This is a genomic window from Aeromonas sp. 84A (assembly GCF_051919345.1).
Classification (GTDB): domain Bacteria; phylum Pseudomonadota; class Gammaproteobacteria; order Enterobacterales; family Aeromonadaceae; genus Aeromonas; species Aeromonas veronii.
Map to the genome: position 1 here is coordinate 3,717,691 of NZ_JBQBEW010000001.1, position 22,649 is coordinate 3,740,339.

Sequence of the window (22,649 nt, forward strand, 5' to 3'; positions counted from 1 at the left end):
AAAGCTCCTAGAGATGATTTGTCGCTGTTTGCAGCCGATCTTAGCAGACTGCTTTCTGCTTAATAAAGTTATCTACGCATGCTTCGATTTCAGCGGCGGTGGCAAAGCTCAGTGCTTGATCAGCCATTGCCTTCACATCTTCGAAGTTGGTGTTGCGGATAAGCTTCTTGATACGCGGTACAGAGATGGCGCTCATGGAGAACTCATCCAGACCCATACCCAGCAGCAGCAGGGTAGCGCGCTCGTCACCAGCCAGTTCACCACACATACCGGTCCACTTGCCTTCGGCGTGGGACGCATCGATAACCATCTTGATCAGGGTCAGGACGGAGGGTGACAGCGGGTTGTACATGGCGGAGATCATCTCGTTACCACGATCGACAGCCAGGGTGTACTGGGTCAGGTCGTTGGTACCGATACTGAAGAAATCCACTTCCTTGGCCAGATGATGAGCCATCACGGCAGCGGCCGGGGTCTCGATCATGATACCCACTTCGATGGATTCATCAAAGGCTTTGCCTTCGGCACGCAGTTCGGCTTTCAGCGTCTCTACGGTCGCTTTCAGGCTACGGAACTCTTCGACAGAGATGATCATCGGGAACATGATGCGCAGTTTGCCGAAGGCAGACGCACGCAGAATGGCCCGCAGCTGAGCATGCATGATGTCTTCGCGGTCGAAGAAAATACGCACGGCACGCCAGCCCAGGAAGGGGTTCATCTCTTTCGGGAAATTCATGTACGGCAGCTCTTTGTCGCCGCCAATGTCCATGGTACGCACGATGATCGGCTGATCCGGCATCGCTTCGGCCACTTCTTTGTAGGCTTTGAACTGCTCTTCTTCGGTCGGCAGCGCGTCACGGTCCATGAACAGGAACTCGGTACGGTACAGACCCACGCCTTCGGCGCCATTGCGGATGGCACCTTCGGTATCCTTGACGGTACCGATGTTGGCGCACACTTCGACCTGGTGACCATCCAGCGTGATGGCGGGCAGATCTTTCAGCTTGGCCAGCTCATCTTTCTCGGCCTGGAACTGAGCCTGGAACTTCTTGGCTTCAGTCAGTTGTTCCGCGGTCGGATTGATGATGATCTGGTTGTTGATCGCATCCAGCACCAGCATGTCACCGTTCTTGACGCGCTCGGTGATGTCGTTGGTGCCTACCACGGCCGGCAGCTCCAGGGAGCGGGCCATGATGGAGGTGTGAGAGGTACGGCCACCGATGTCGGTAACGAAACCCAGCACATATTTCAGGTTGATCTGAGCGGTTTCAGACGGGGTCAGGTCTTTGGCGACCAGGATCACCTCTTCGTCGATGGTGCTCAGGTTGACAACGGCGATGCCCAGTACGTTCTTGACCAGACGGGTACCGATGTCACGGAAGTCGGTAGCGCGTTCGCGCAGATAAGGGTCATCCAGCTCGGCCATCATCTTGGCGTACTGTTCGATCACCTCATAGATGGCTTTGTCAGCGGAAGCCTTGTTCTCTTTGATGAAGGATTTGATATCCCCTTCCAGCTCCTCATCTTCGAGCAGCATGATGTGGCCTTCGAAGATGGCCTCTTTTTCCTCACCGAAGGTGCGACCGGCCATCTCTTTGATGGCTTCCAGCTGGGTAGCTGACTTGGTACGAGCTTCGAGGAAACGGTTGATCTCGGCATCAATCTGGTCAGCAGAGATTTTGCCCTGATTGATAACGATTTCATCTTCTTTAAGAAGAAGCGCCTTACCGAATGCGATACCGGGGGACGCAAGAATGCCAGATATCATAATCCTTCCTATTAAAACGACTGTGGGGGAGGAATCTAAAGCTGGATTACTCCAGCTCGTCCATCAGGGCAACCAGCTTCTCAACAGCTTGCTGAGCATCCGGGCCGTCAGCCTGGATAGTTACGTTGGTACCCTTGGTCAGGCCCAGGGTCTGCAGCTTGAACAGACTCTTGGCGCTGGCGGACTTGCCACCGGAGACCACAGTGATCTCGCTTTGGAATTCTTTGGCTTCTTTCACGAACTGAGCTGCCGGACGGGTGTGCAGGCCGTTTTCAGCAGTAATAACAACAGACTTCTCGTACATGGTTTCACCCCATATTATTGATATTTTTTGGTGGATTGGTCGTTTTTGAAGCAACCTGACCCACCGTGTCAGTATGGATATGTTGTAAAGTAACGAAAGCAGACCCGCAATGGTTTAATCCAGGTCAAGTTTCTGTGCAGTAATCGGCGCGCTGGTTGGCAATTTTCAGTTATTGGGCTACAAGCCGCATCAGGACTGGCCTGAAATTATTTTATAACGAAAAATAACACTTTGTTACTTTGTGATACCGAGCCAGCAAACACCGCGTGACGCCGCACAGGATATGAGATTTAGAGCGGAATGTCTGCTTTTTTTCTCACTCCGGAACTTGTTATTTTACCCCAAAAAATAAGGATCAAGTGACACTAACAGGGGTTGAGTCTAGCCCATAAAGAAGCGGCGCTCCTGGGAGCGCCGCTGTTTTGAAAGATTCCGATCAGTTACTGCTGCAGCTCCTGCTCGCTGAACACCCCGGCAAACAGGGCGCTGGAGAGGTAACGCTCCGCCGCACTCGGCAGGATGACCACAATGGTTTTGCCCGCAAATTCCGGCAGCTCGGCCAGACGGCTGGCAGCCACCACCGCAGCACCGGAGCTGATACCGGCCAGGATCCCCTCCTCCTCCATCAGGCGACGGGCCATCTCGATGGCTTCATCGCTGGTCACCTTCTCCACCCGATCGATGAGGGAGAGGTCCAGGTTGCCCGGGATAAAGCCGGCGCCGATCCCCTGGATCTTGTGGGGGCCCGGTTTGATCTCTTCCCCGGCCAGCTTCTGGCTGATGACCGGCGACTCGGCCGGTTCGACCGCGACAGAGACCACCGCCTTGCCTTTCGTCTGCTTCAGATAGCGGGAGACCCCGGTAATGGTGCCGCCGGTACCGACCCCGGCCACGAACACATCCACTTCGCCGTCAGTGGCATCCCAGATCTCGGGGCCGGTGGTCTTTTCGTGGATCTCCGGGTTGGCCGGGTTTTCAAACTGTTGCAGCAACACATACTTGCCCGGCTCGGATTCGAGGATCTCGTTGGCCTTGGCAATGGCCCCTTTCATGCCGAGCGGCCCTTCGGTTAACACCAGATTGGCACCGAGCGCCTTGAGCAACTTGCGGCGCTCCAGGCTCATGGTGGCCGGCATGGTCAGGGTGATGGGATAGCCGCGAGCCGCCGCGACAAAGGCCAGAGCAATACCCGTGTTGCCGCTGGTGGGCTCGATGATCTCCTTACCCTTGGTCAGGATGCCGCGCTTTTCGGCATCCCAGATCAGGTTGGCACCGATCCGGCACTTGACGCTGAAGCTGGGGTTGCGGCTCTCGATCTTGGCCAGCACGCGACCTTTGGTAACACGGTTGAGACGAACCAGCGGGGTGTGACCGATAGTCTGGCTGTTGTCCTCAAAAATTTTGCTCATGGCGCTATCCCTGTGTTTGTTACGACGATGAAACAAGATTACCCTGTGGTTTCTGAATGAGAAGTGACTATTCGTTATAACCATATGGTATTACAACATATAGAGCTTATTCTCTCTGGCCCCTGACTCCGGGAGCCAATCGTCAAAGGAACCGACGTTATGGGATTTTCAGGAAGCAGCCAGTATCTCGCCTCCGATGCATTGAAGATGGCGGTCAATGCCGCCATCACCCTCGAAAAACCGCTGCTGATCAAAGGGGAGCCGGGCACAGGCAAGACGGTGCTGGCGGAAGCGGTCGCCGACCATCTCGGCACCGATCTCATTGCCTGGCATATCAAGTCCACCACCAAGGCCCAACAGGGACTCTACGAATATGATGCGGTGGCCCGGCTGCGGGACTCCCAGCTCGGCGACCCCAGAGTGGCCGATATCAGCCACTACATTCGTCAAGGCAAGTTGTGGCAGGCCTTCAGCGCCGAGCAGCGACCTGTGTTGCTGATCGACGAGATAGACAAGGCCGACATCGAATTCCCCAACGATCTGCTGCTGGAGCTGGATCGGATGGAGTTCGACGTCTACGAGACCGGCGAGCGAGTCAAGGCGCGCCAGCGTCCGGTGGTCATCATCACCTCCAACAACGAAAAAGAGCTGCCGGATGCCTTCCTGCGCCGCTGTTTCTTCCACTACATCCGCTTCCCCGACAAGGCCGAGATGCAGGCCATCGTCAAGCTCCACTACCCCGACCTCAAGGAGAGCCTGCTTGCCGAGGCAATGGATCTCTTCTTCGAGCTGCGCGAGGTAGAGGGACTGCGCAAGAAACCCTCCACCTCAGAGCTGCTGGACTGGATCCGCCTGCTCTTGGCCGATGATATCGCCCCCGAGGCGATGCGTGCCCGCGAGCCCGGCAAGCTAGTGTCCGCGCTATATGGCGCCCTGCTCAAGACCGAGCAGGATCTGCATCTCTTCGAGAAGCTCGCCTTTTTGGCCCGGCGCGGCAGCTGACCCATGCTGATCGACTTTTTTACCCACCTACGCCGCCACAAGCTCCCCTGCAGCCTACGCGAGCTGCTGGACTTGCACGCCGCACTGGCGGCCCGGCTGGTCGCTGTCGATATGGACGAGTTCTACCAACTCTCCCGCTGCCTGCTGGTAAAAGACGAGGCCCACTACGATCGCTTCGATCGCGCCTTCGCCGAATACTACGAAGGGCTGGAAGCCACTCCCCTGCTGCCGGAGAGCCTGCCCGAGGAGTGGCTACGCAAGGAGTTCGAACGGCTATTGAGCCCAGAGGAGAAGGCGCTGCTCAAATCCCTCGGCGGACTCGACAAGCTGCTGGAGACCCTTAACCAGCGATTAAGCGAGCAGAAAGAGCGCCACGCCGGCGGCAACAAATGGGTGGGAACCGGTGGCAGCAGCCCGTTTGGCCACGGCGGTTTTCACCCCGAGGGGGTGCGCATGGGTGGAGAGGGGCAGCACGGTAAGGCGGTCAAGGTGTGGGAGGCCCGACACTATCGCAACTTCAGCGATGACTCGCCGCTCGGCCAGCGCGCCATCCAGCTCGCGCTGCGCAAACTCAGGCGCTGGGTGCGCAAGGGCAACCCGGACGAGCTGGATCTCGACGACACCATAAAAAGCTCTGCCCGCCAAGGGTGGCTCGATGTAAAGCTGCGACCCGAGCGCCACAACGGGGTGAAGCTATTGGTCTTTTTCGATGTGGGAGGCTCCATGGATGCCCACGTGGCCGAGGTGCAGCGCCTCTTCTCGGCGCTGCGCCACGAGTTCAAGCATCTGGAGTACTTCTATTTTCACAACTGCCTCTACGACTTCGTCTGGAAGGATAACGCCCGCCGCTTTGAGGAGCGGTTCGATACCCTGCGGCTGCTGCGCACCTACGGCAGCGACTACCGGGTGATCCTGGTGGGGGATGCCACCATGGGCCCCTACGAGATCACTTGGCCGGGCGGCAGTGTCGAGCAGTGGAACGAGGAGTCGGGTCAGGTGTGGCTTACCCGATTGCAGCAGCACTTTCCCAAACTGGTGTGGATCAATCCCACCCCGCGGCGGGAGTGGCTCTGGCATCCCTCCATCAAACTGATGAATGACGTGGTTGGCGGACGGATGCATCCGCTGACCCTGGCGGGTCTTGCTGCGGCGATCGACCAGCTGTAACCCTCTCTACCCTATAAACCGACAAGCCGGGAACGCACCCGGCGAGGAGCAAAGATGACCTCTATCGTGATCAGTGGCTCAGGCCTCTATACCCCACCCTTTGCCGTCAGCAATGAAGAGCTGGTGGCCGCCTTCAACCAGTATGTGGATCTCTACAACGAGGAGAACGCCTCCACCATCGATGCCGGCCAGCTCCCCGCCAAGCAGCACTCCAGTTGCGAGTTCATCGAGAAGGCCTCCGGCATCAAGAGTCGTTATCTGGTGAGCCGCGAGGGGGTGCTCAACCCAGACATCATGCAACCGCTGCTGGCGGAGCGGCCCGACGAGATGCCCTCCATCATGGTGGAGATGGCGGTGGCCGCCGCCGAGCAGGCGCTGATCGCCGCCGGTCGCGAGCCCGGCGAGATCGATTTGGTGATCGTGGCCGCCTCCAACATGCCGCGCCCCTACCCAGCGCTGGCCATCGAGCTGCAGCACTATCTGGGGGCGAGCGGCATGGCCTTTGATATGAACGTGGCCTGCTCGTCTGCTACCTTCGGCATCAAGACAGCCGCCGACATGCTGGCGGCAGGCACCGCCAACGTGGCGCTGGTGGTCAATCCGGAGATCTGCTCGGGACACCTCAATTTCCGGGACAGAGACAGTCACTTTATCTTCGGCGATGCCTGCACCGCAGTGCTGCTGGAGCGGGAGACCGATTGCAAGGTGGCCAATCCGTGGCAGCTGGTAGCCAGCAAGCTGGTGACCCAATACTCCAACAACATCCGCAACAATTTTGGCTTTCTGAACCGGCTGAGCCCGCGTACCCGCTACAGCGACGACAAGTTGTTTCGCCAGCAGGGACGCAAGGTGTTCAAGGAGGTATTGCCGCTGGTGTGCGATCAGATTGTCAACCAGCTCGATGAGCAGGGCTGGCCCGCCGAGAGCCTGAACCGGCTCTGGCTCCATCAGGCCAACCTCACCATGAACCAGTTCATCGGTCGCAAGCTGCTGGGCCACGATGCCAGCCAGCAGGAGGCGCCGGTCATTCTTGATAGCTATGGTAATACCAGCTCGGCGGGTTCCATCATCGCGTTTCATCTGTACAATCGCGACCTTCCTGCGGGGGCTCGCGGCGTACTTTGCTCATTTGGCGCTGGCTACTCCATCGGTAGCCTGCTGCTGCGGCGCCTGTAATGGCGGGCCTCCCGCCGACATAACAATAACCAGCAACATGGGTGGGAATATGCAGAGGATCACGGGGCGCTGCGCCCTGCACTACGGGGTAACCCTGTCACTATTTTGTCTCTATGGCTGGCAGGTTTGCCCGTTTCTCGAGAGTCTCACCCTGCCCCAGTTGCTGGGGCCAACCCTGGTGACCTTCGCCATCATGTTCGCCGTGCGCAATTGGCTGCTCTCAAGGCGGCCCTTGGCGCGCAACGGGCTGGACGGGTTTGGACTGGAGGTCGGTTTCTACCTGCTGGGAGCACTGCTGCTCTCTGGCTACAACGCACTGGCTCACGACTTTCCGCTGGAGAGTCACCTCAAGGTGCTGCTGGGGATGACTACCCTCGGCTTTCTGGTGGCGGCCGATCTGACTCTAGAGCGGGACTTGCATCGGGCCAGAGCACGGCAAGCCGAGCAGAGCCTGGCGCTGAGCCACCCGCTGGCCATGCCGCTGCCACGCAAGTTCACCCTCTTTACCCTGGCGACCCTCACCCTGCTGGGGGGCGTCTTCTTCTTGCTGTTCAACAAGGATCTGGAGTGGCTGGTGACGGTGGGGCGCAGCCTGCCGAGGGTCGATGCCCAGCACTACATCCTGTGGGAGATCGCCTTCGTGATGACGGTGACCTTCTGTTATCTCGCCCTCATCATTCACGGCTACGGCCGCAACCTTGGCCTCTCCCTGCGCCACCAGACCAGCACCATGGCCAGAGTGCAATGCGGTGACTTCGATGCCCGGGTGCCGGTCACCCGGGATGACGAGTTCGGCCTTATCGCCGCCAGCACCAATCAGATGATCGGCGAGCTGAAATCCCGCAGCGACGAACTCAACCTGACCCGTGATGTGGCCATCCTCGGCCTCGCCTCGCTGGCGGAGACCCGGGACAACGAGACCGGCGCCCATATCATTCGCACCCAGCACTACGTCAAGGCGCTGGCGCAATACCTCAGTCGCAGCGATTGGGATCGCTATCCGCTCGATGACGCCACCATCGACCTGCTGTTCAAGTCGGCCCCGCTGCACGATGTGGGCAAGGTGGGCATTCCCGATGCCATCCTGCTCAAACCGGGCAAGCTGACCGACGAGGAGTTCGCCATCATGAAGCGCCACCCGCAGATCGGCGCCGATGCGCTGGCGAGCGCCGAGGCGCAGCTGGGCTCCAACTCCTTCCTGCGGCTGGCCCGGGAGATCTCCCTCACCCACCACGAGAAGTGGGATGGCAGCGGCTATCCGGCAGGGCTGGCGGGGGAAGACATTCCCCTCTCCGGGCGTTTGATGGCGGTCGCGGATGTCTACGATGCCCTCATCTCGAAACGGGTCTACAAACCCGCCTTCAGCCATGAGGAAGCGAAGGAGATCATCGTGAAGGGGAGCGGCAGCCATTTTGATCCCGGCATTGTCGCGGCGTTTCTCGCCTGCGAAGCGCAGTTCAGGGAGATTGCCGCGCAGTTTCAGGATCACCACTGAGCAAGTACATTCCGACCAGCTTGCCCTGATGGCTGACAGAGCAACAGGCGTCATAAATTGTACACAAACAGGTCTGACCATGGCCGACTCAGCGCCATGCTGACGGCCTTTGCCAGGCCGCGCCCATATTGATATTTCCCTTTATTTACAGCTATTTTTTGTCATTTTGTGATCCGGACTTGTGCCAATGACGCAACCGGGATCACAAGATGGCAGGAAAAGGCCGCAATTTGCCCTTCGGCGCCAATGATGGCTTCCAATGAAAGCGAGGTTTGCTATCATCCGGAGACATTTTTCATCTGTCGCCGGCTACAAAAGAATACCCTCATGTACACACAGTTCTTCGGCCTCTCGGAACACCCGTTTTCCATCTCGCCCAATCCCAAGTACCTCTATATGAGCGAGCGCCACGGCGAAGCCCTTGCTCATCTCAACTATGGATTGCAGGATGGCGGCGGCTTTGTGCTGCTGACCGGCGAAGTGGGCACCGGCAAAACCACCGTCTCCCGCTGCCTGCTGCAACAGCTCCCCGCCGAGACCGAGATCGCCTATATCCTCAACCCCTCTCTGACCGAACGGGATCTGCTGGCCGCCATCTGTGACGAGTTTCAACTCCCCTATCCCGAAGATGCCGGGATCAAGCGGCTGTTCGACCTTATTCGCGATCACCTGCTGGCCAACCTGGCGGCAGGCAAGCGCAGCGTGGTACTGGTGGATGAGGCGCAGCACCTGCTGCCCGGCGTACTGGAGCAGCTGCGTCTGCTCACCAACCTCGAAACCGACGAACGAAAACTGCTGCAAGTGGTGCTGATCGGTCAGCCCGAGCTGCAACAGATGCTGCGCCAACCCCTGCTGCGCCAGCTGGCCCAGCGCATTACCGCCCGCTATCACCTGCTGCCGCTCTCTCACAGCGATGTGGATGCCTACGTCCGCTTCCGGCTGCAAGTTGCAGGCTGCGTACAACCCATCTTTACCCCGCGCGCCATCAAGACGCTCCATCGCCTGAGTGGCGGCATCCCCCGTTTCATCAACCTCATCTGCGACCGCGCCCTGATCGCCGCTTTCGCCCGTGGCAGCTACAAGATTGTCCACAGCGATATCAGCCAGGCGGCCTTCGAGGTCAATGGCGTGCGGGACGAAGGGAGCTGGGCCTCAGGTCTGATGGTGACGCTGGCGGGCGCCCTGCTGGTGGCCGCAGGCTGGTGGGGTTGGCAATTTTTCGGCGTGTTCCCTACCCGTCCGGTAGTCAAGGTCGAGGTGCCGGTCACCATCGACGAGACCGCAGAGCAGCAGGAGCAACTGACCGAGGCGATCAATCAGGCCATCGACCCCGACAGCGCCATGCAGAATCTCTATCGGGTCTGGGGTTATGAACCGGAACCGTTCGAGGCAACCTGTGACAACGCGCCCCGTGCCGGTCTGCGCTGTCAGGAGGGAGAGGCAAGCCTCGCTGAGCTGCGCGCCCTGCAGTATCCCGCCATGATCACGCTCACTGACCAGACTGGCGGCCTCTACTACGCGACTCTGGTCAATCTGGGGCCGAACAAGGCCAGCCTGATGATCGGCGACCAGAGCTGGCAGGTGGATCGCCAGTGGCTCAGCGACAACTGGGGCGGCAGCTACACCCTGCTCTGGCGCATGCCGAAAGGGGGCGTCAGCCTGATCGCCAGCAATGCGGGTCAGACCCAGATCCAGTGGCTCGACAACGCCCTGAGCCGTGCGCTGCAACAACCCGAGCGCAAGGTGCGCCGTTTCGATGGCGAGCTAAAAAACAAGCTGCAGCAGTTCCAGCGGGATCAGGGGCTCACCCCTGATGGCATCGCGGGCAGCAACACCCTGCTGCGTCTCAACGCCCTCTCCGGTGAACCCATGCCCAGACTGGAGGAGGCCTCCTGATGTCTACCCTGCTCAAGGCGCTGCGCCGTGCGCAGCAACCGCAACTCTCCGCCCATATTCCGGCCATGGGCTTGCCCATGCCCCGGGAAGAGGAGCGCAGCCCTCGTCGCATCGGCTGGCTGCTGGCCCCCCTGGCCCTGTTGCTGGGGGCGGGCGCCAACTATGGCTGGCATCTGATCCACCTGCGCCCCATCGAGGAGAAGGTAGAGGTGAAAGAGGTGATCACCCCGCCCTTCGTGCGGGTCGAACCCAAGGCGATGGTGACCCGTCCGCTGCCCCCGCCCCTGCCGGAGCCGGTGGCCCAACCCAGAGCAGTAGCCAAAAACGAAGGGACCAGTCAGGAGAATACCCCCGCGCTGAGTCTGGCCGAGCAGCTGATGAAAGCCCTCAATGAAACCCCATTGCAGGAGACGCCACACGCCACCGGCCAGAACAACGTGCAACCAGCCCAGTTGATGGCGCTGGGCTCGGCACCCCAATCGGTGCGCCAGCAGGTCCCGCAATTGAGCTATGGCTCTCATGTATTCTCCTCCAACCCCGCCAAGCGCGCCGTGGTGCTCAATGGCCGGGAATACCGGGAGGGGAGCGAAATCGCCCCGGGAGTCGTGCTCGCTACCATCGACCAGCAATACATAGTGCTGCAGGTCGCCGGACAGAGCGTGACCCTCAAGGCGCTGCAGGATTGGCGAGGGTGAGTACGCACCGTACCCTGATGTTCGCTGGCAAGCAGGATGCACCTCACCTGAGTGCCACTTTTGTGAGCATTCAAAGGTTTACGGTGTGATGAAATATCCAATTTTACGGTTTGGCACGCCCGGACCCGTTGTGTCACAGCACTCCGCCGTACACAATACGCAGCCGCCCCAGAGCCTGGAGTTTGTTGATTAATATGACGCTACGATTCAGGGATGACATCTTGACCATGCTGCTGGCCCAGTGCCGGCGGCTTCCCATGACCAGAGTCACCCAGGTGGCCTTTCTGGCGCTGCTGATCATGCTGGCCCAGCAGAGCGCCGCCCTCACCTGGCGTCTGCTCACCCTGGCAAGCCCGCAAACCAGCCAACCGTGGCAACCCTCCGCCGTGGCGGTCAACGGCCAGAGCAACCCGCGCCTTGAACTGGGCGAGGTAAGCCGACTGGCGCTGTTTGGCAAGGCGATCCCCAAGGCACAGGCCAAAGCCGCCGTGGCCGCCAATGCGCCGCGTACCCAGCTCAATGCCCAGCTCAACGGAGTGTTGGCAAGCTCGGATCCCGCCAAATCCATCGCCATCATCGCCATGTCCGGCATCCAGAACTCCTACGGGGTCGGTGACATGATTGACGGCACCCAGGCGCGGATCCGGCAGGTCTATCCGGATCGGGTGATCATCGAACGGGATGGCCGCGACGAGACCCTGATGCTGGATGGCGAGGAGTATGGCAAGCCGCTGCCGCAGACCAACACCGCCCCCCTTGGCTCCCTGCGCAGCGAGCTGATGGCCGATCCGGGCAAGATCACCGATTACCTCAATATTTCACCGGTTCAGGTGGATGGCCGCATGACCGGCTATCGCCTCAACCCGGGCAGCAATCCTGAGTTTTTCAACCAGAGCGGGCTGCAGGCCAATGACCTGGCCATCAGCATCAACGGGCTGGATTTACGGGACAACATGCAAGCCATGCAGGCGATGCAGCAGATGGCTGGCGCAACGGAAATGACAGTGACCGTCGAGCGACAGGGCGAACAGTTCGACATCTATGTGCGCTTGTCAGAATAATGATTTGGAGTCGTACCAATAATGACCACTAAAGGGAAAAGCTGGCGTCTGGCCACTATCGCAGCGGCACTGATGATGGCGGGCTCAGCCTGGGCCACCGAATACTCTGCCAGTTTCAAGAACGCCGACATTGAAGAGTTCATCAATACGGTGGGCAAGAACCTCAATAAAACCATCATCATAGAGCCCTCGGTGCGCGGCAAGATCAACGTGCGCAGCTACGACCTGCTCAATGAGGAGCAGTACTACCAGTTCTTCCTGAGCGTGCTCGACGTCTACGGCTTTGCCGTGGTGCCGATGGACAACGGAGTGCTCAAGGTGCTGCGCTCGCGGGATGCCAAGACCTCGGCCATTCCGGTGGTGGATGGCAGCAACCCGGGCATGGGCGACGAGATGGTGACCCGGGTCGTGCCGGTGCGCAACGTCTCGGTCCGTGAACTGGCGCCACTGCTGCGCCAGCTCAACGACAACGCCGGTGGTGGCAACGTGGTGCACTACGAGCCCTCCAATGTGCTGCTGATCACCGGCCGCGCCGCCGTGGTCAATCGTCTGGTAGAGGTGGTGAACCGGGTCGACCGCGCAGGCGATCAGGATGTGGACATCATCAAGCTCAAGTTCGCCTCGGCAGGTGAAATGGTGCGGCTGGTGACCAACCTCAACAAGGATGGCAACCCCCAGGGGGGCACCGCCTCCCTGCTGCTCTCCCCCAAGGTGGTGGCCGACGAGCGCACCAACTCTGTGGTGGTGAGTGGTGAGCCGAAAGCGCGCACCCGCATCATCCAGATGGTGCGCCAGCTCGACCGCGACCTGCAGAGCCAGGGCAACACTCGGGTCTTCTACCTCAAATATGGCAAGGCCAAAGACATGGTCGAGGTGCTCAAGGGGGTCAGCTCCAGCATCGAGGCCGACAAGAAGGGTGGCGGCGCAACCACAGGTGGCGCCAGCATCGGCGGTGGCAAGCTGGCCATCTCAGCCGACGAGACCACCAATGCGCTGGTCATCACCGCCCAGCCGGACGTGATGTCCGAACTGGAGCAGGTGGTGGCCAAGCTCGATATCCGCCGCGCCCAGGTGCTGGTGGAGGCGATCATCGTCGAGATGCAGGATGGCGATGGCCTCAGCCTTGGCGTCCAGTGGGGCAATGCCAACGGCGGTGGCACCCAGTTCACCAACTCAGGTCTGCCTCTCGGCAGCGCCATTGCGGCGGGCAAGGATTACCAGAATGGCAAGACCGACACCGCTGCCGGTCTGCTGAAAGAGTTCAACGGCATGGCCGCCGGTTTCTATCACGGCGACTGGGCCATGCTGGCCACGGCGCTGGCCTCCAATACCAAGAACGATATTCTCTCCACCCCGAGTATCGTCACCATGGACAACAAGGAGGCCTCTTTCAACGTCGGTCAGGAGGTCCCGGTCCAGAGCGGTTCGCAAAGCTCCACCACCAGCGATCAGGTGTTCAACACCATCGAGCGCAAGACGGTGGGCACCAAGCTGGTGGTGACCCCGCAGATCAACGAAGGGGATTCGGTGCTGCTCAATATCGAGCAGGAGGTCTCCAGCGTCGCCCAGACCCAGGCGACCGGTACTGCCAACCTTGGCCCCACTTTCGATACCCGTACCGTCAAGAACGCGGTGCTGGTGAAAAGTGGCGAAACCGTGGTGCTGGGCGGTTTGATGGACGAACAGACCAAGGAGCAGGTCTCCAAAGTGCCCTTGCTTGGCGATATCCCGGTGCTGGGCTATCTGTTCCGCTCAACCTCCAACACCACCTCCAAGCGCAACCTGATGGTCTTTATCCGGCCGACCATCTTGCGTGATGCGGACGTCTATACCGGTGTCTCCAGCAACAAATACAGCCTGTTCCGCGCCGAGCAGCTCAATGCCGCCTCGCAGGAGGGGTATCTCACCTCCCCCGCCCGTCAGGTATTGCCTGCCTATGGCCAGGATGTGATGGTGTCGCCCGAGCTGCAAAAAGAGATCCAGAAGCAGATCAACGAGATGCGGAGCAGACAGCAAAGCACTGTCGAGACCACCACCCCGTTTGTGCAGAGTAAGCCCTGATGAGTGCCTACCATCTGGATGGAAGCGTCGGGCCTGCGCCACTGCCCGAGCTCCCCTTTGTCTTTGCCCGCAATTTCGGGGTGATCCTGATTGAGCGGGACGGCGCCCCCGTGCTGCAGTGCCGCCCCGGCGTCACCCCGCAAGCCCTGCTGGAAGTGCGGCGGGTAGCGGGTTGCAGCTTCGCGGTGGAGCAGCTCGACAACGAGGCCTTCGAAGAGCTGCTGATGGCCCACTACCAGCGCGACTCCTCCGAGGCGCGCCAGCTGATGGAAGATCTCGGCAACGAGATGGACTTCTTCGCCCTGGCCGAAGAGCTGCCGCAAAGCGAAGATCTGCTGGATGCCGATGACGACGCCCCCATCATTCGCCTCATCAACGCCATGTTGAGCGAGGCGATCAAGGAAGAGGCCTCCGATATCCATATCGAGACCTTCGAGCGGGCACTGGTGATCCGTTTTCGTATCGATGGGGTACTGCGGGAGATCCTGCGCCCCCATCGCAAGCTGGCATCACTGCTGGTCTCGCGGATCAAGGTGATGTCGCGGATGGATATCGCCGAGAAGCGGGTGCCGCAGGATGGCCGTATCTCGTTGCGTATCGGCGGCCGCGCCGTCGACGTACGGGTCTCCACCATGCCGTCCAGCTACGGCGAGCGAGTGGTACTGCGTCTGCTCGACAAGAACAACGTGCGCCTCGAGCTCAAGCAGCTGGGGATGACCGCGGCCAACCGCACCATCATCAGCGAGCTTATTCGCAAGCCCCACGGCATTATTCTGGTCACCGGCCCGACCGGTTCCGGTAAATCCACCACCCTCTATGCGGCGCTGTCAGAAATCAACTCGCGGGATCGCAACATTCTGACGGTGGAAGACCCTATCGAATATGACCTCGAAGGGGTGGGCCAGACCCAGGTCAACACCAAGGTGGACATGACCTTCGCCCGCGGCCTGCGCGCCATCCTGCGTCAGGATCCGGATGTGGTGATGGTGGGGGAAATTCGAGATCTGGAAACCGCCCAGATTGCGGTGCAGGCGTCGCTGACCGGTCACCTGGTGATGTCGACCCTGCACACCAACACCGCCATCGGCGCTATCACCCGGATGCGTGACATGGGGATCGAACCCTTCCTGCTCTCCTCGTCGCTCTTGGCGGTGCTGGCCCAGCGACTGGTGCGCACCCTCTGCCCCGATTGCCGCGCCCCGCGCCCCATCACCGAGCAGGAGCGCCTCGCCATGGGCATCGAGCTGGCCCCCGATCAGCAGGTATGGCGCCCGGTCGGGTGCGAGCTGTGCAACCACACCGGCTACCGTGGCCGGACCGGCATCCACGAGCTGGTGGTGATCGACGAAGCGGTGCGTGAAGCCATTCACAGTGCGAGCGGCGAGCTCGCCATCGAGCGGCTGATCCGCGGCCACACCCCCAGCATCCGCCGTGACGGCATCGACAAGGTCCTCAAGGGGCAGACCAGCCTCGAAGAGGTACTGCGCGTGACCCGGGAAGATTGAGATGGCGGCATTCGAATACAAGGCCCTCGACAACAAGGGGCGCAGCAAGAGCGGCGTGATGGAGGGGGATTCCGCCCGCCAAGTGCGCCAGCTGCTGCGCGAGCAGGGGCTCACCCCCCTCGAGGTGAACGAGACCACCGAGAAGGCAAAACGGGAAGCGACCCGCTTCGCCCTGTTTCGGCGCGGTGCCAGCACTGCCGAGCTGGCCCTGATCACTCGCCAGCTGGCCACCCTGGTGGGGGCCGGTCTCACCATCGAAGAGGCGCTCAAAGCGGTGGCCGAGCAGTGCGAAAAGGCCCACTTGCGCTCTCTGGTGGCGACCGTGCGCAGCAAGGTGGTGGAAGGCTATTCGCTGGCCGACTCGCTGGGGGCTTTTCCCCATGTGTTCGACCAGCTGTTTCGCTCCATGGTGGCGGCCGGTGAAAAGTCGGGTCATCTGGAGAAGGTGCTCAACCGCCTCGCCGACTACACCGAGCAGCGCCAGCATATGCGTACCAAGCTGCTGCAGGCGATGATCTACCCCATCGTGCTCACCTGTGTCGCTATCGGGGTTATCTCGATCCTGCTTACCGCCGTGGTACCCAAGGTGGTGGCCCAGTTTGAACACATGGGCCAGCAGTTGCCGGGCACCACCCGCTTTCTCATTGGCACCAGCGAGCTGATGCAAGCCTACGGCCTCTGGTTCCTGCTGCTGATCTTCCTTGGCAGCTTTGTCTGGCGCTGGTGGCTCACCGATGAAAAACGCCGCCGACGCTGGCATCAGGTGCTGCTCGGTCTGCCGGTGATTGGCCGGGTCAGTCGCGGTCTCAACACCGCCCGCTTCGCCCGCACGTTAAGCATCCTCAACGCCAGTGCGGTGCCGCTGCTGGAGGGGATGAAGATCTCCGGCGAAGTGCTCTCCAACGACTTTGCCAGAATGCGCATTCTCGAGGCCGCCGAACGGGTGCGCGAGGGGACCAGTCTGCGCAAGTCGCTGACCGAGACCAAGATTTTCCCACCCATGATGCTGCACATGATCGCCTCCGGCGAGCAGAGCGGCGAGCTCGACAGCATGCTGGAGCGGGCGGCAGACAACCAGGATCGGGAGTTTGAATCCCAGGTCAATATCGCCCTCGGGGTGTTCGAACCCATGCTGGTGGTCTCCATGGCCGGGGTGGTGCTGTTTATCGTGATGTCGATCCTGCAGCCGATCCTCGAGCTCAACAATATGGTGAATATGTAAGTTTCCGGTGTTCGGTGGCGCCGCTGGCGGCCCGTCGAACCCACCCAGTGATCACTCTCTGATGGGCCATCCCATCTCATTCGTTACGGAGCAACTCATGAACAAACGTCGTCAATCCGGTTTTACCCTGCTGGAAGTCATGGTGGTCATCGTGATCCTCGGCATTCTGGCCAGTCTGGTGGTGCCCAACCTGATGGGCAACAAGGAGAAGGCTGACCAGCAGAAAGCGGTCTCCGATATCGTGGCGCTGGAAAACGCCCTCGACATGTACAAGCTGGACAACAACCGCTACCCGACCACAGAACAGGGTCTGGACGCGCTGGTGACCAAGCCTTCTATCGATCCGGCGCCGCGCAGCTACCGCGATGGCGGCTACATCAAGCGCCTGCCGCAAGATCCCTGGGGCAACCCGTACCAGCTGCTGAGCCCGGGCCAGTTCGGCAAGATCGACATCTTCTCCATGGGTCTGGATGGTGAAGCCGGTACCGATGACGACATCGGCAACTGGAACCTGAAGGATTTCCAATAAGTGATGTGCCGCCACCACACGCCTTGTGAGCTGACTGCATGAAGCGGTCTCTCTCCTTTCATCGCCAATCCGGCTTTACCCTGCTGGAGGTTCTGCTGGTCGCCATGCTGATGGGGCTGGTGGCCACCGCCGTCACCCTCAGCATGGGAGGAGCCAAAGGAGATCGGGAGCTGGATAAGCAGGCGCGCCGCCTGATGGCGACCCTGCAGCTGGCGCAGGAGTATGCGGTGATGGATGGTCGGCTGGTAGGCATTCGCATCGAGGATAACGGCTGGCAGTTTATGCAGCGTCAGGCCAAGGATCGCAAGTGGCTGGCCCTGACTGGCGACAAGCAACTTGGGCCGGTGCAACTGGCCGAGAACATGACGCTGGCGCTGGAGCTGGAAGGCTTTGGCTGGCAGCCAGACTCCGACGAGAAAACCGAACAGAAGCGCGACGAGAAGGAGCGCACGCCGCAGTTGCTCATCTTCCCGGGCGGTGAGCTGAGCCCGTTCGTGCTCACCTTCAGCCAGCGGGATGAGGATGCCCGCTACACCCGCATCGTCAAGGGAGACGAGTTCGGCCGCCTCACCCTGCTCACAGGCGATGAAGATGAAGAGGTGAGCGAATGAAAGCCCGGGGCATGACACTACTCGAAGTCATGGTCGCACTGGCCGTCTTTGCCATCGCGGGTCTCGCGGTGATGAAGACCGCCAGCGAACACCTCTCGGCCCTCAACTATCTGGAACAGAAGACACTCGCCACCTGGGTGGTAGAGAACCAGCTGGTGCAACAGAAGCTCGAGAACAAGTGGCCCGGTGACAGCTGGGTGGAAGGGGATGAGCAGATGGCGGGCAGCACCTGGTACTGGCGCTATCGCGGCGTCGCCACCGCCGACAACAACTTCCGGGCGCTCGATATGGAAGTGCGTACCGAGGCCAAGGCCGAGAACCCGGTCGCCATGATGCGGACCTATATCAGCCGATGACCCAGCTATCCGCCCGCACGCCTCGCCCCGTCCGTCACGCCGGTTTCACCCTGCTCGAAATGCTGGTGGCGATCGCCATCTTCGCCACTCTCAGCATGGGCGCCTATCAGGTGCTGCAGGGGGTGCTCACCAGCGACGAGGTGGCCAAGCGCAAGGAGGCCCGCCTCAACGAACTGCAACTCGCCTTCACCCTGCTGGAGCGAGACATTACCCAGATGGTGCCGCGCAGCGGTCGTATCGAGGGGGAGAACAACAAGGTACTGCTGGCGGCTTCCCGCTTCGGCCAGCAGAGCGATGACTGGGGCATGGCCTTTATGCGCAGCGGCTGGCTCAATCCAGACGGCATGCTGCCCCGCTCCCATCTGCAGCGGGTCGGCTGGCGTCTCAAGGATCAGAAGCTGGAGCGCCTGAGCTACCTCTATCCGGATCCGGTGATCGGCACCGAGCCGCGCATCCAACCGGTGCTGACAGGGGTCACTGCGTTTCGCCTCTACTTCTTCGACAAGGGCAACTGGAAAGAGGAGTGGAGCCAGCGCAGCGTGCTGCCCCACGGGCTGGCAGTGGAGCTGGATCTGGAGGATTACGGCACCATTCGCCGTCAGTTCCTGATTGGCGCCGGTGGCCAGCGCGCCGAAGAGAACAGCCAAAGCAGCAACCCCGACCAGGGGGGCGGCAACAACAGCAATAACGGGAACAACGGCGGCAACGGCAATACCAATGGCGGTAATGGTGACAGCCAGAACGGAGGGGGCGCCAATGCGGGCTAATCTCGCCGCCCCCGGTCACCAGCGCGGTATGGCGTTGCTGGTGGTGCTGCTGATCCTCTCGGTGATGGTGATCATCGCCAGCAATATGAGCGGCCGCCTGCAGCTTGAGCTGCGCCGCACCGCCAACATCACCACAGGCAAACAGGCGTGGTGGTATGCCCTCTCGGCAGAGGCGCTGGTAAGCAAGGTGCTGACGCAGGATTTCAAGGACAACCCCGAGGTGGTCAACCTCAGCCAGAACTGGGCCCGCAAGAACACTGTGTTTCCGGTGGATGATGGCCAGCTCAAAGGCGAGGTGACCGACCTGCAATCCTGCTTCAACCTCAACAGCCTGAGCGTGGCCTCCAAGGCGGGGAGCGGCGAGGAGCTGGCGCAGCAGCCCTATCCGGTGCAGGTGTTTCGCGAACTGCTCAAACAGCTGGCGATGGATGATTACGAGGCGGCCCAGCTCACCGATGCCATCCGTGACTGGACCGACAAGGATACGGTGCTGGTCTCAAGCCTTGGCGCAGAGGACGCCTATTACGAGGGGCTCAAGCCACCCTACCTGACCGCCAACCAGTGGATGCTGGGCAAGGACGAGCTGAGGGCGGTGCGCGGGGTGACGGCCCGGGTCTATGCCAAACTGGCCCCCTACGTCTGCACCCTGCCCAGCGACAAGTTGAAGATCAATATCAATACCCTTGCCCCCCAGCGCCCCGAGCTGCTGGTCGCCCTCTATCTGGGCACTATCGGGCTGGATGACGCCAAGCGAGTACTGAACGAGCGGCCACAGAAGGGGTGGAAAGAGAGCAAGCTGATGACAGACATGCTCGCTCCGGTCGATTCGGTGAAAGGGCTGAAAGAGGCGCTGGTGGTCAAGAGCGACTTCTTCGAAGCCCGAGTCGTGGCCGAGGTCGGCGACAACCGGGCCTGGCTCGAAACCCTGTTCCAGCGGGGCAAGGACAATAAACTGGTGATGCTGCGCCGTCTCAGTAGCGGCGCCGAATAAACAGCGCACCTGCAGGCCATCGCCTGCGGGTACGAGAGATGTTGGATGCAGCCTGCGGGCTGCGCACCGGTTGCCAGGGCGCACAACGCCCTTTGCAAACCGGTATCGCAGGAGAGAGATGCGTGAGCGAAAGTCTGGTCATCCGACTGGGGACCAATAAACAACAACCTGTGGCCTGGCTGGTCTGGTCCGGTCAGGAGCAGGAGATCATCGCCTCCGGCACCCTGCCTTCGGCCGATGCCCTGGGCGAGCTGCAGGAGCGGGCCGGTGGCCGCCCCGTAGTCACCCTGGTGCCGGGCAGCGATCTGATCTTCCGGCGCGTCACCCTGCCGGGTCGCTACAACCGCCAGTCGGCGGCGGCCCTCCCCTACCTGCTGGAGGAGCAGATCGCCTCCGACGTGGACGAGCTCCATCTGGTGGTGCTGGCCCACGAAGGGCAACAGGTCGACCTGATGGCGGTGGATCGGCAGAAGATGGCCGAGTGGCTCGGCTGGCTCGATGCCGCTGGCCTCAAGAGCCTGCAACTGCTGCCCGATGTGCTGGCGCTGCCACAGGCCGCTGATGGCTGGTCTGCGCTGCAACTCGGCAATGAGTGGCTGGTACGCCAGGGGCCCTGTCAGGGGATCGTCGCCGACGAACCGCTGCTGGCCATCTTGCTGGCAACCGAAGTCGAGCCAGTCACCATCCACAGCCACACCCCGCTGCCCGCCATTGCCGCCGCCAACTGGCAGGCGGCGGAGCCCGAGCTGCCCATGCTGCTGCTGGCCAAGGGGGCCCTCACCTGCCGGGCCAACCTGCTGACCGGCCCCTACCGGCCGCAGACCGAATATGCCCGCTATTGGTTGCAGTGGCGCAAGGTGGTCATCACCGCCGGTCTGTTGCTGCTGGTGGCCCTCGGCCAGCGCGGGGTGCAGCTCTATCAGCTCACCGAGCAGGACAAGGCCCTCAAGGCGGAGATCCGCGCCGTCTATACCCGCATCTTCCCGGGTGAGAGCCGCATCGTGAACGTGCGCAGCCAGATGAACCAGCATCTGCAACAGCTGGGACAAGCCCCGCAAAACGGCGTGCTGCTGATGCTCACCGAGCTGGCCCCCACCTTTGCCGAAGTACCCGGTCTGAAACCACAGGTGATGCGCTTTGATGCCAGTCGCCGCGAGCTGCGGCTGCAGGTGACCGCCCCCGGCTTTGCCGAGATCGAGCGGTTCCGTGAGCTGGCTGGCAAGCAATTCGAGGTACAGCAAGGCGAGGTGCGCAGCACCGAGGGCAAGGTAGAGGGCGCACTGGTGCTCAAGGGTAAATCATCATGATGGAAAAATTGCAGAGCTGGTGGCACGGCATCACCGCACGGGAACAGCGGCTGGTGGTCGCAGGCGGCGTTCTGCTGCTGGTCGGTCTCTTCTATTGGAGCGTCTGGCAGCCCATCGCCAACCGCATCGCAGAGCGGGAGCGGCAGGTGCAAAACCAGCAGCAGACCCTCGCCTGGCTCAAGGAGAAGGGGGAAGAGGTGCTGGCCATGCAGGGTGGCTCGGGTCGCCAGATCGATACCAGCGGCACCCTTGAAGGGGTGGTCAACCGCACCGCCTTCAACCACAAGATCAAGATTGCCCGGCTGCAACCCCAGGCGCAGGAGCTGCAAGTGTGGATCGACACGGTCCAGTTCGATGACTTGCTGCTCTGGCTCTCCACGCTGGTGGAGCAGCACGGCATTCAGGTTCAAATCATCGAGATCGCCCGCGAGGATCTGGCCCCGGGTCTGGTCAAGGTCAGACGTTTGCAGTTGAGTCGTCCACAATGAAAAAACGCATCCTGATTGCCAGCCTGTTTCTGGCAGCCTATCTGGTTTTCCTGCTGGCCACCCTGCCCGCGGCACTGGTGGCTCGCCATCTGCCGCTGCCTGCCAATGTTGCCAACCTGCTGAAACTGGAAGGGGTGAGCGGCACCCTCTGGAACGGCCAGATCGCCCGACTGCAATATGCCAGCGAATCGGTGAACCAACTGCGCTGGGATCTCAACGGCTGGTCGCTACTGCGCTTCGCCCCCGAAGTGGCCATACGCTTTGGCGATCGCAACGGGCTGAACGGGCAGGGCGTTGTCGGCTGGAATGGCGTAGCCTTCGGCCGGGATCTGACCCTCAACGCCCCCGCCCCCTGGTTGCTGAGCCGGGTGCCGATGCGCCTGCCGATCCCGATCATCGTCACCGGCCAGCTGCAGCTCAAAGTGGAGCAGTTTGCCCAGGGCAACCCCTGGTGTGACAACCTCTACGGCAACCTCGACTGGTACAACGCCAGCGCCGATACCCCGGCGGGCAAGCTGGATCTGGCCGATCCTGAGCTGAAGCTCACCTGCCTCGACTCCAAACTGGTGGCCGAACTCAAGCAGGGCTCCGATGCGGTGCAGACCATGGGTCGCCTCGAGCTGCAACCCAATGGCCAATACCTGTTCCAGGGCACCCTGAAACCGGGCCCGGCACTGCCACCGCAGATGCAGCAAGGGCTCCCCTTCCTCGGCCAGCCCGACAGTCAGGGCCGCTTCCCCCTGCGCTATCAGGGGCGGATCTAAGCCATCATTCAAGGTGAAAATGGCTCAGGGACAACCCGAGCCATTTTCATCGTCCATGTGACGTGTCCGTTGAAA

The 22,649-nt window shown here is 61.1% G+C and carries 20 protein-coding genes and 1 pseudogene; 18 read left to right on the forward strand and 3 right to left on the reverse strand.

Annotated elements, in window-relative coordinates; translation table 11 throughout:
* Nucleotides 1–40: 40 nt before the first annotated feature.
* From ptsI to cysK, 3 genes are all read right to left on the reverse strand, one after another.
* Nucleotides 41–1,768, reverse strand: a complete 1,728-nt coding sequence (gene ptsI, locus ACTG20_RS16770; protein ID WP_019446785.1) for a phosphoenolpyruvate-protein phosphotransferase PtsI — start codon at nucleotides 1,766–1,768, stop codon at nucleotides 41–43.
* A 46-nt stretch (nucleotides 1,769–1,814) separates the two neighbouring features.
* On the reverse strand, nucleotides 1,815–2,072 hold the full coding sequence (locus ACTG20_RS16775; RefSeq protein WP_005338266.1) for an HPr family phosphocarrier protein: 258 nt from the start codon (nucleotides 2,070–2,072) through the stop codon (nucleotides 1,815–1,817).
* A gap of 440 nt (nucleotides 2,073–2,512) precedes the next feature.
* Nucleotides 2,513–3,481, reverse strand: a complete 969-nt coding sequence (gene cysK, locus ACTG20_RS16780) for a cysteine synthase A (protein WP_005338267.1) — start codon at nucleotides 3,479–3,481, stop codon at nucleotides 2,513–2,515.
* Between the two features lie 159 nt (nucleotides 3,482–3,640).
* On the opposite strand from cysK, the gene ACTG20_RS16785 reads away from it, so the two are divergent.
* The 18 genes and pseudogenes from ACTG20_RS16785 to exeN all read left to right on the forward strand — a co-directional run bounded on the left by ACTG20_RS16785 (nucleotide 3,641) and on the right by exeN (nucleotide 22,574).
* Nucleotides 3,641–4,483, forward strand: coding sequence for an AAA family ATPase (locus ACTG20_RS16785; protein WP_194496472.1), 843 nt, complete (start codon nucleotides 3,641–3,643; stop codon nucleotides 4,481–4,483).
* 3 nt (nucleotides 4,484–4,486) lie between these two features.
* Nucleotides 4,487–5,650, forward strand: a complete 1,164-nt coding sequence (locus tag ACTG20_RS16790; RefSeq protein WP_194496473.1) for a vWA domain-containing protein — start codon at nucleotides 4,487–4,489, stop codon at nucleotides 5,648–5,650.
* A 54-nt stretch (nucleotides 5,651–5,704) separates the two neighbouring features.
* Nucleotides 5,705–6,826 carry a beta-ketoacyl-ACP synthase III gene (locus ACTG20_RS16795; RefSeq protein ID WP_194496474.1) on the forward strand — a complete coding sequence of 374 codons (1,122 nt, stop codon included), beginning with the start codon at nucleotides 5,705–5,707 and terminating at the stop codon, nucleotides 6,824–6,826.
* Nucleotides 6,827–6,875: 49 nt separating this feature from the next.
* Nucleotides 6,876–8,321, forward strand: a complete 1,446-nt coding sequence (locus ACTG20_RS16800) for an HD domain-containing phosphohydrolase (RefSeq protein ID WP_194496475.1) — start codon at nucleotides 6,876–6,878, stop codon at nucleotides 8,319–8,321.
* 327 nt (nucleotides 8,322–8,648) lie between these two features.
* Nucleotides 8,649–10,217, forward strand: coding sequence for an ExeA family protein (locus ACTG20_RS16805; RefSeq protein WP_194496476.1), 1,569 nt, complete (start codon nucleotides 8,649–8,651; stop codon nucleotides 10,215–10,217).
* Nucleotides 10,217–10,912, forward strand: coding sequence for a GspB family T2SS assembly factor variant ExeB (exeB, locus tag ACTG20_RS16810; protein ID WP_194496477.1), 696 nt, complete (start codon nucleotides 10,217–10,219; stop codon nucleotides 10,910–10,912). The genes ACTG20_RS16805 and exeB overlap by 1 nt, the downstream gene beginning before the upstream one ends.
* Before the next feature lie 227 nt (nucleotides 10,913–11,139).
* Entirely contained in the window at nucleotides 11,140–11,973 is an 834-nt protein-coding gene (exeC, locus tag ACTG20_RS16815) for a GspC family type II secretion system variant ExeC (RefSeq protein ID WP_129504515.1), read from the forward strand.
* A 21-nt stretch (nucleotides 11,974–11,994) separates the two neighbouring features.
* Nucleotides 11,995–14,034 (forward strand): GspD family T2SS secretin variant ExeD, encoded by a 2,040-nt coding sequence (exeD, locus tag ACTG20_RS16820; RefSeq protein ID WP_194496478.1) that lies wholly within the window; start codon nucleotides 11,995–11,997, stop codon nucleotides 14,032–14,034.
* A complete protein-coding gene (gene exeE / locus ACTG20_RS16825) occupies nucleotides 14,034–15,539 on the forward strand; it encodes a GspE family T2SS ATPase variant ExeE (RefSeq protein WP_005338295.1) in 1,506 nt (501 codons plus the stop codon). Before exeD ends, exeE begins: the two co-directional genes overlap by 1 nt.
* Before the next feature lies 1 nt (nucleotide 15,540).
* A complete protein-coding gene (gene exeF, locus ACTG20_RS16830) occupies nucleotides 15,541–16,761 on the forward strand; it encodes a GspF family T2SS innner membrane protein variant ExeF (RefSeq protein WP_005338296.1) in 1,221 nt (406 codons plus the stop codon).
* 97 nt (nucleotides 16,762–16,858) lie between these two features.
* Complete coding sequence (exeG, locus tag ACTG20_RS16835) at nucleotides 16,859–17,290, forward strand: GspG family T2SS major pseudopilin variant ExeG (protein ID WP_005338297.1); 432 nt, start codon at nucleotides 16,859–16,861, stop codon at nucleotides 17,288–17,290.
* A gap of 38 nt (nucleotides 17,291–17,328) precedes the next feature.
* Nucleotides 17,329–17,901 (forward strand): GspH family T2SS minor pseudopilin variant ExeH, encoded by a 573-nt coding sequence (gene exeH / locus ACTG20_RS16840; RefSeq protein WP_194496479.1) that lies wholly within the window; start codon nucleotides 17,329–17,331, stop codon nucleotides 17,899–17,901.
* Nucleotides 17,898–18,257 (forward strand): GspI family T2SS minor pseudopilin variant ExeI, encoded by a 360-nt coding sequence (gene exeI / locus ACTG20_RS16845; protein ID WP_021229089.1) that lies wholly within the window; start codon nucleotides 17,898–17,900, stop codon nucleotides 18,255–18,257. Before exeH ends, exeI begins: the two co-directional genes overlap by 4 nt.
* Nucleotides 18,254–18,901 (forward strand): annotated as a pseudogene (gene gspJ / locus ACTG20_RS16850) (type II secretion system minor pseudopilin GspJ); the annotation flags it as partial. The gene exeI and the pseudogene gspJ, both read left to right, overlap by 4 nt.
* A gap of 112 nt (nucleotides 18,902–19,013) precedes the next feature.
* Nucleotides 19,014–20,015 carry a GspK family T2SS minor pseudopilin variant ExeK gene (gene exeK / locus ACTG20_RS16855; RefSeq protein WP_216951476.1) on the forward strand — a complete coding sequence of 334 codons (1,002 nt, stop codon included), beginning with the start codon at nucleotides 19,014–19,016 and terminating at the stop codon, nucleotides 20,013–20,015.
* Between the two features lie 122 nt (nucleotides 20,016–20,137).
* Nucleotides 20,138–21,322 (forward strand): GspL family type II secretion system protein ExeL, encoded by a 1,185-nt coding sequence (exeL, locus tag ACTG20_RS16860; RefSeq protein WP_429032117.1) that lies wholly within the window; start codon nucleotides 20,138–20,140, stop codon nucleotides 21,320–21,322.
* Nucleotides 21,319–21,810, forward strand: coding sequence for a GspM family type II secretion system protein ExeM (gene exeM, locus ACTG20_RS16865; RefSeq protein WP_005338305.1), 492 nt, complete (start codon nucleotides 21,319–21,321; stop codon nucleotides 21,808–21,810). The genes exeL and exeM overlap by 4 nt, the downstream gene beginning before the upstream one ends.
* Nucleotides 21,807–22,574: a GspN family type II secretion system protein ExeN gene (gene exeN, locus ACTG20_RS16870; protein ID WP_194496483.1), complete on the forward strand. Its 768-nt coding sequence runs from the start codon at nucleotides 21,807–21,809 to the stop codon at nucleotides 22,572–22,574. Before exeM ends, exeN begins: the two co-directional genes overlap by 4 nt.
* Nucleotides 22,575–22,649: the final 75 nt, after the last annotated feature.

What these genes read in the sequence shown, in the direction of transcription:
- exeM (WP_005338305.1), top strand. Translation starts at nt 21,319, where the DNA reads ATGATGGAAAAATTGCAGAGCTGGTGGCACGGCATCACCGCACGGGAA.
- exeC (WP_129504515.1), top strand. Translation starts at nt 11,140, where the DNA reads ATGCTGCTGGCCCAGTGCCGGCGGCTTCCCATGACCAGAGTCACCCAG.
- exeG (WP_005338297.1), top strand. Translation starts at nt 16,859, where the DNA reads ATGAACAAACGTCGTCAATCCGGTTTTACCCTGCTGGAAGTCATGGTG.
- exeE (WP_005338295.1), top strand. Translation starts at nt 14,034, where the DNA reads ATGAGTGCCTACCATCTGGATGGAAGCGTCGGGCCTGCGCCACTGCCC.
- exeD (WP_194496478.1), top strand. Translation starts at nt 11,995, where the DNA reads ATGACCACTAAAGGGAAAAGCTGGCGTCTGGCCACTATCGCAGCGGCA.
- ptsI (WP_019446785.1), bottom strand. Translation starts at nt 1,768, where the DNA reads ATGATATCTGGCATTCTTGCGTCCCCCGGTATCGCATTCGGTAAGGCG.
- ACTG20_RS16775 (WP_005338266.1), bottom strand. Translation starts at nt 2,072, where the DNA reads ATGTACGAGAAGTCTGTTGTTATTACTGCTGAAAACGGCCTGCACACC.
- ACTG20_RS16805 (WP_194496476.1), top strand. Translation starts at nt 8,649, where the DNA reads ATGTACACACAGTTCTTCGGCCTCTCGGAACACCCGTTTTCCATCTCG.
- exeB (WP_194496477.1), top strand. Translation starts at nt 10,217, where the DNA reads ATGTCTACCCTGCTCAAGGCGCTGCGCCGTGCGCAGCAACCGCAACTC.
- cysK (WP_005338267.1), bottom strand. Translation starts at nt 3,481, where the DNA reads ATGAGCAAAATTTTTGAGGACAACAGCCAGACTATCGGTCACACCCCG.
- ACTG20_RS16785 (WP_194496472.1), top strand. Translation starts at nt 3,641, where the DNA reads ATGGGATTTTCAGGAAGCAGCCAGTATCTCGCCTCCGATGCATTGAAG.
- exeN (WP_194496483.1), top strand. Translation starts at nt 21,807, where the DNA reads ATGAAAAAACGCATCCTGATTGCCAGCCTGTTTCTGGCAGCCTATCTG.
- exeH (WP_194496479.1), top strand. Translation starts at nt 17,329, where the DNA reads ATGAAGCGGTCTCTCTCCTTTCATCGCCAATCCGGCTTTACCCTGCTG.
- ACTG20_RS16795 (WP_194496474.1), top strand. Translation starts at nt 5,705, where the DNA reads ATGACCTCTATCGTGATCAGTGGCTCAGGCCTCTATACCCCACCCTTT.
- exeK (WP_216951476.1), top strand. Translation starts at nt 19,014, where the DNA reads ATGCGGGCTAATCTCGCCGCCCCCGGTCACCAGCGCGGTATGGCGTTG.
- exeI (WP_021229089.1), top strand. Translation starts at nt 17,898, where the DNA reads ATGAAAGCCCGGGGCATGACACTACTCGAAGTCATGGTCGCACTGGCC.
- exeF (WP_005338296.1), top strand. Translation starts at nt 15,541, where the DNA reads ATGGCGGCATTCGAATACAAGGCCCTCGACAACAAGGGGCGCAGCAAG.
- ACTG20_RS16790 (WP_194496473.1), top strand. Translation starts at nt 4,487, where the DNA reads ATGCTGATCGACTTTTTTACCCACCTACGCCGCCACAAGCTCCCCTGC.
- ACTG20_RS16800 (WP_194496475.1), top strand. Translation starts at nt 6,876, where the DNA reads ATGCAGAGGATCACGGGGCGCTGCGCCCTGCACTACGGGGTAACCCTG.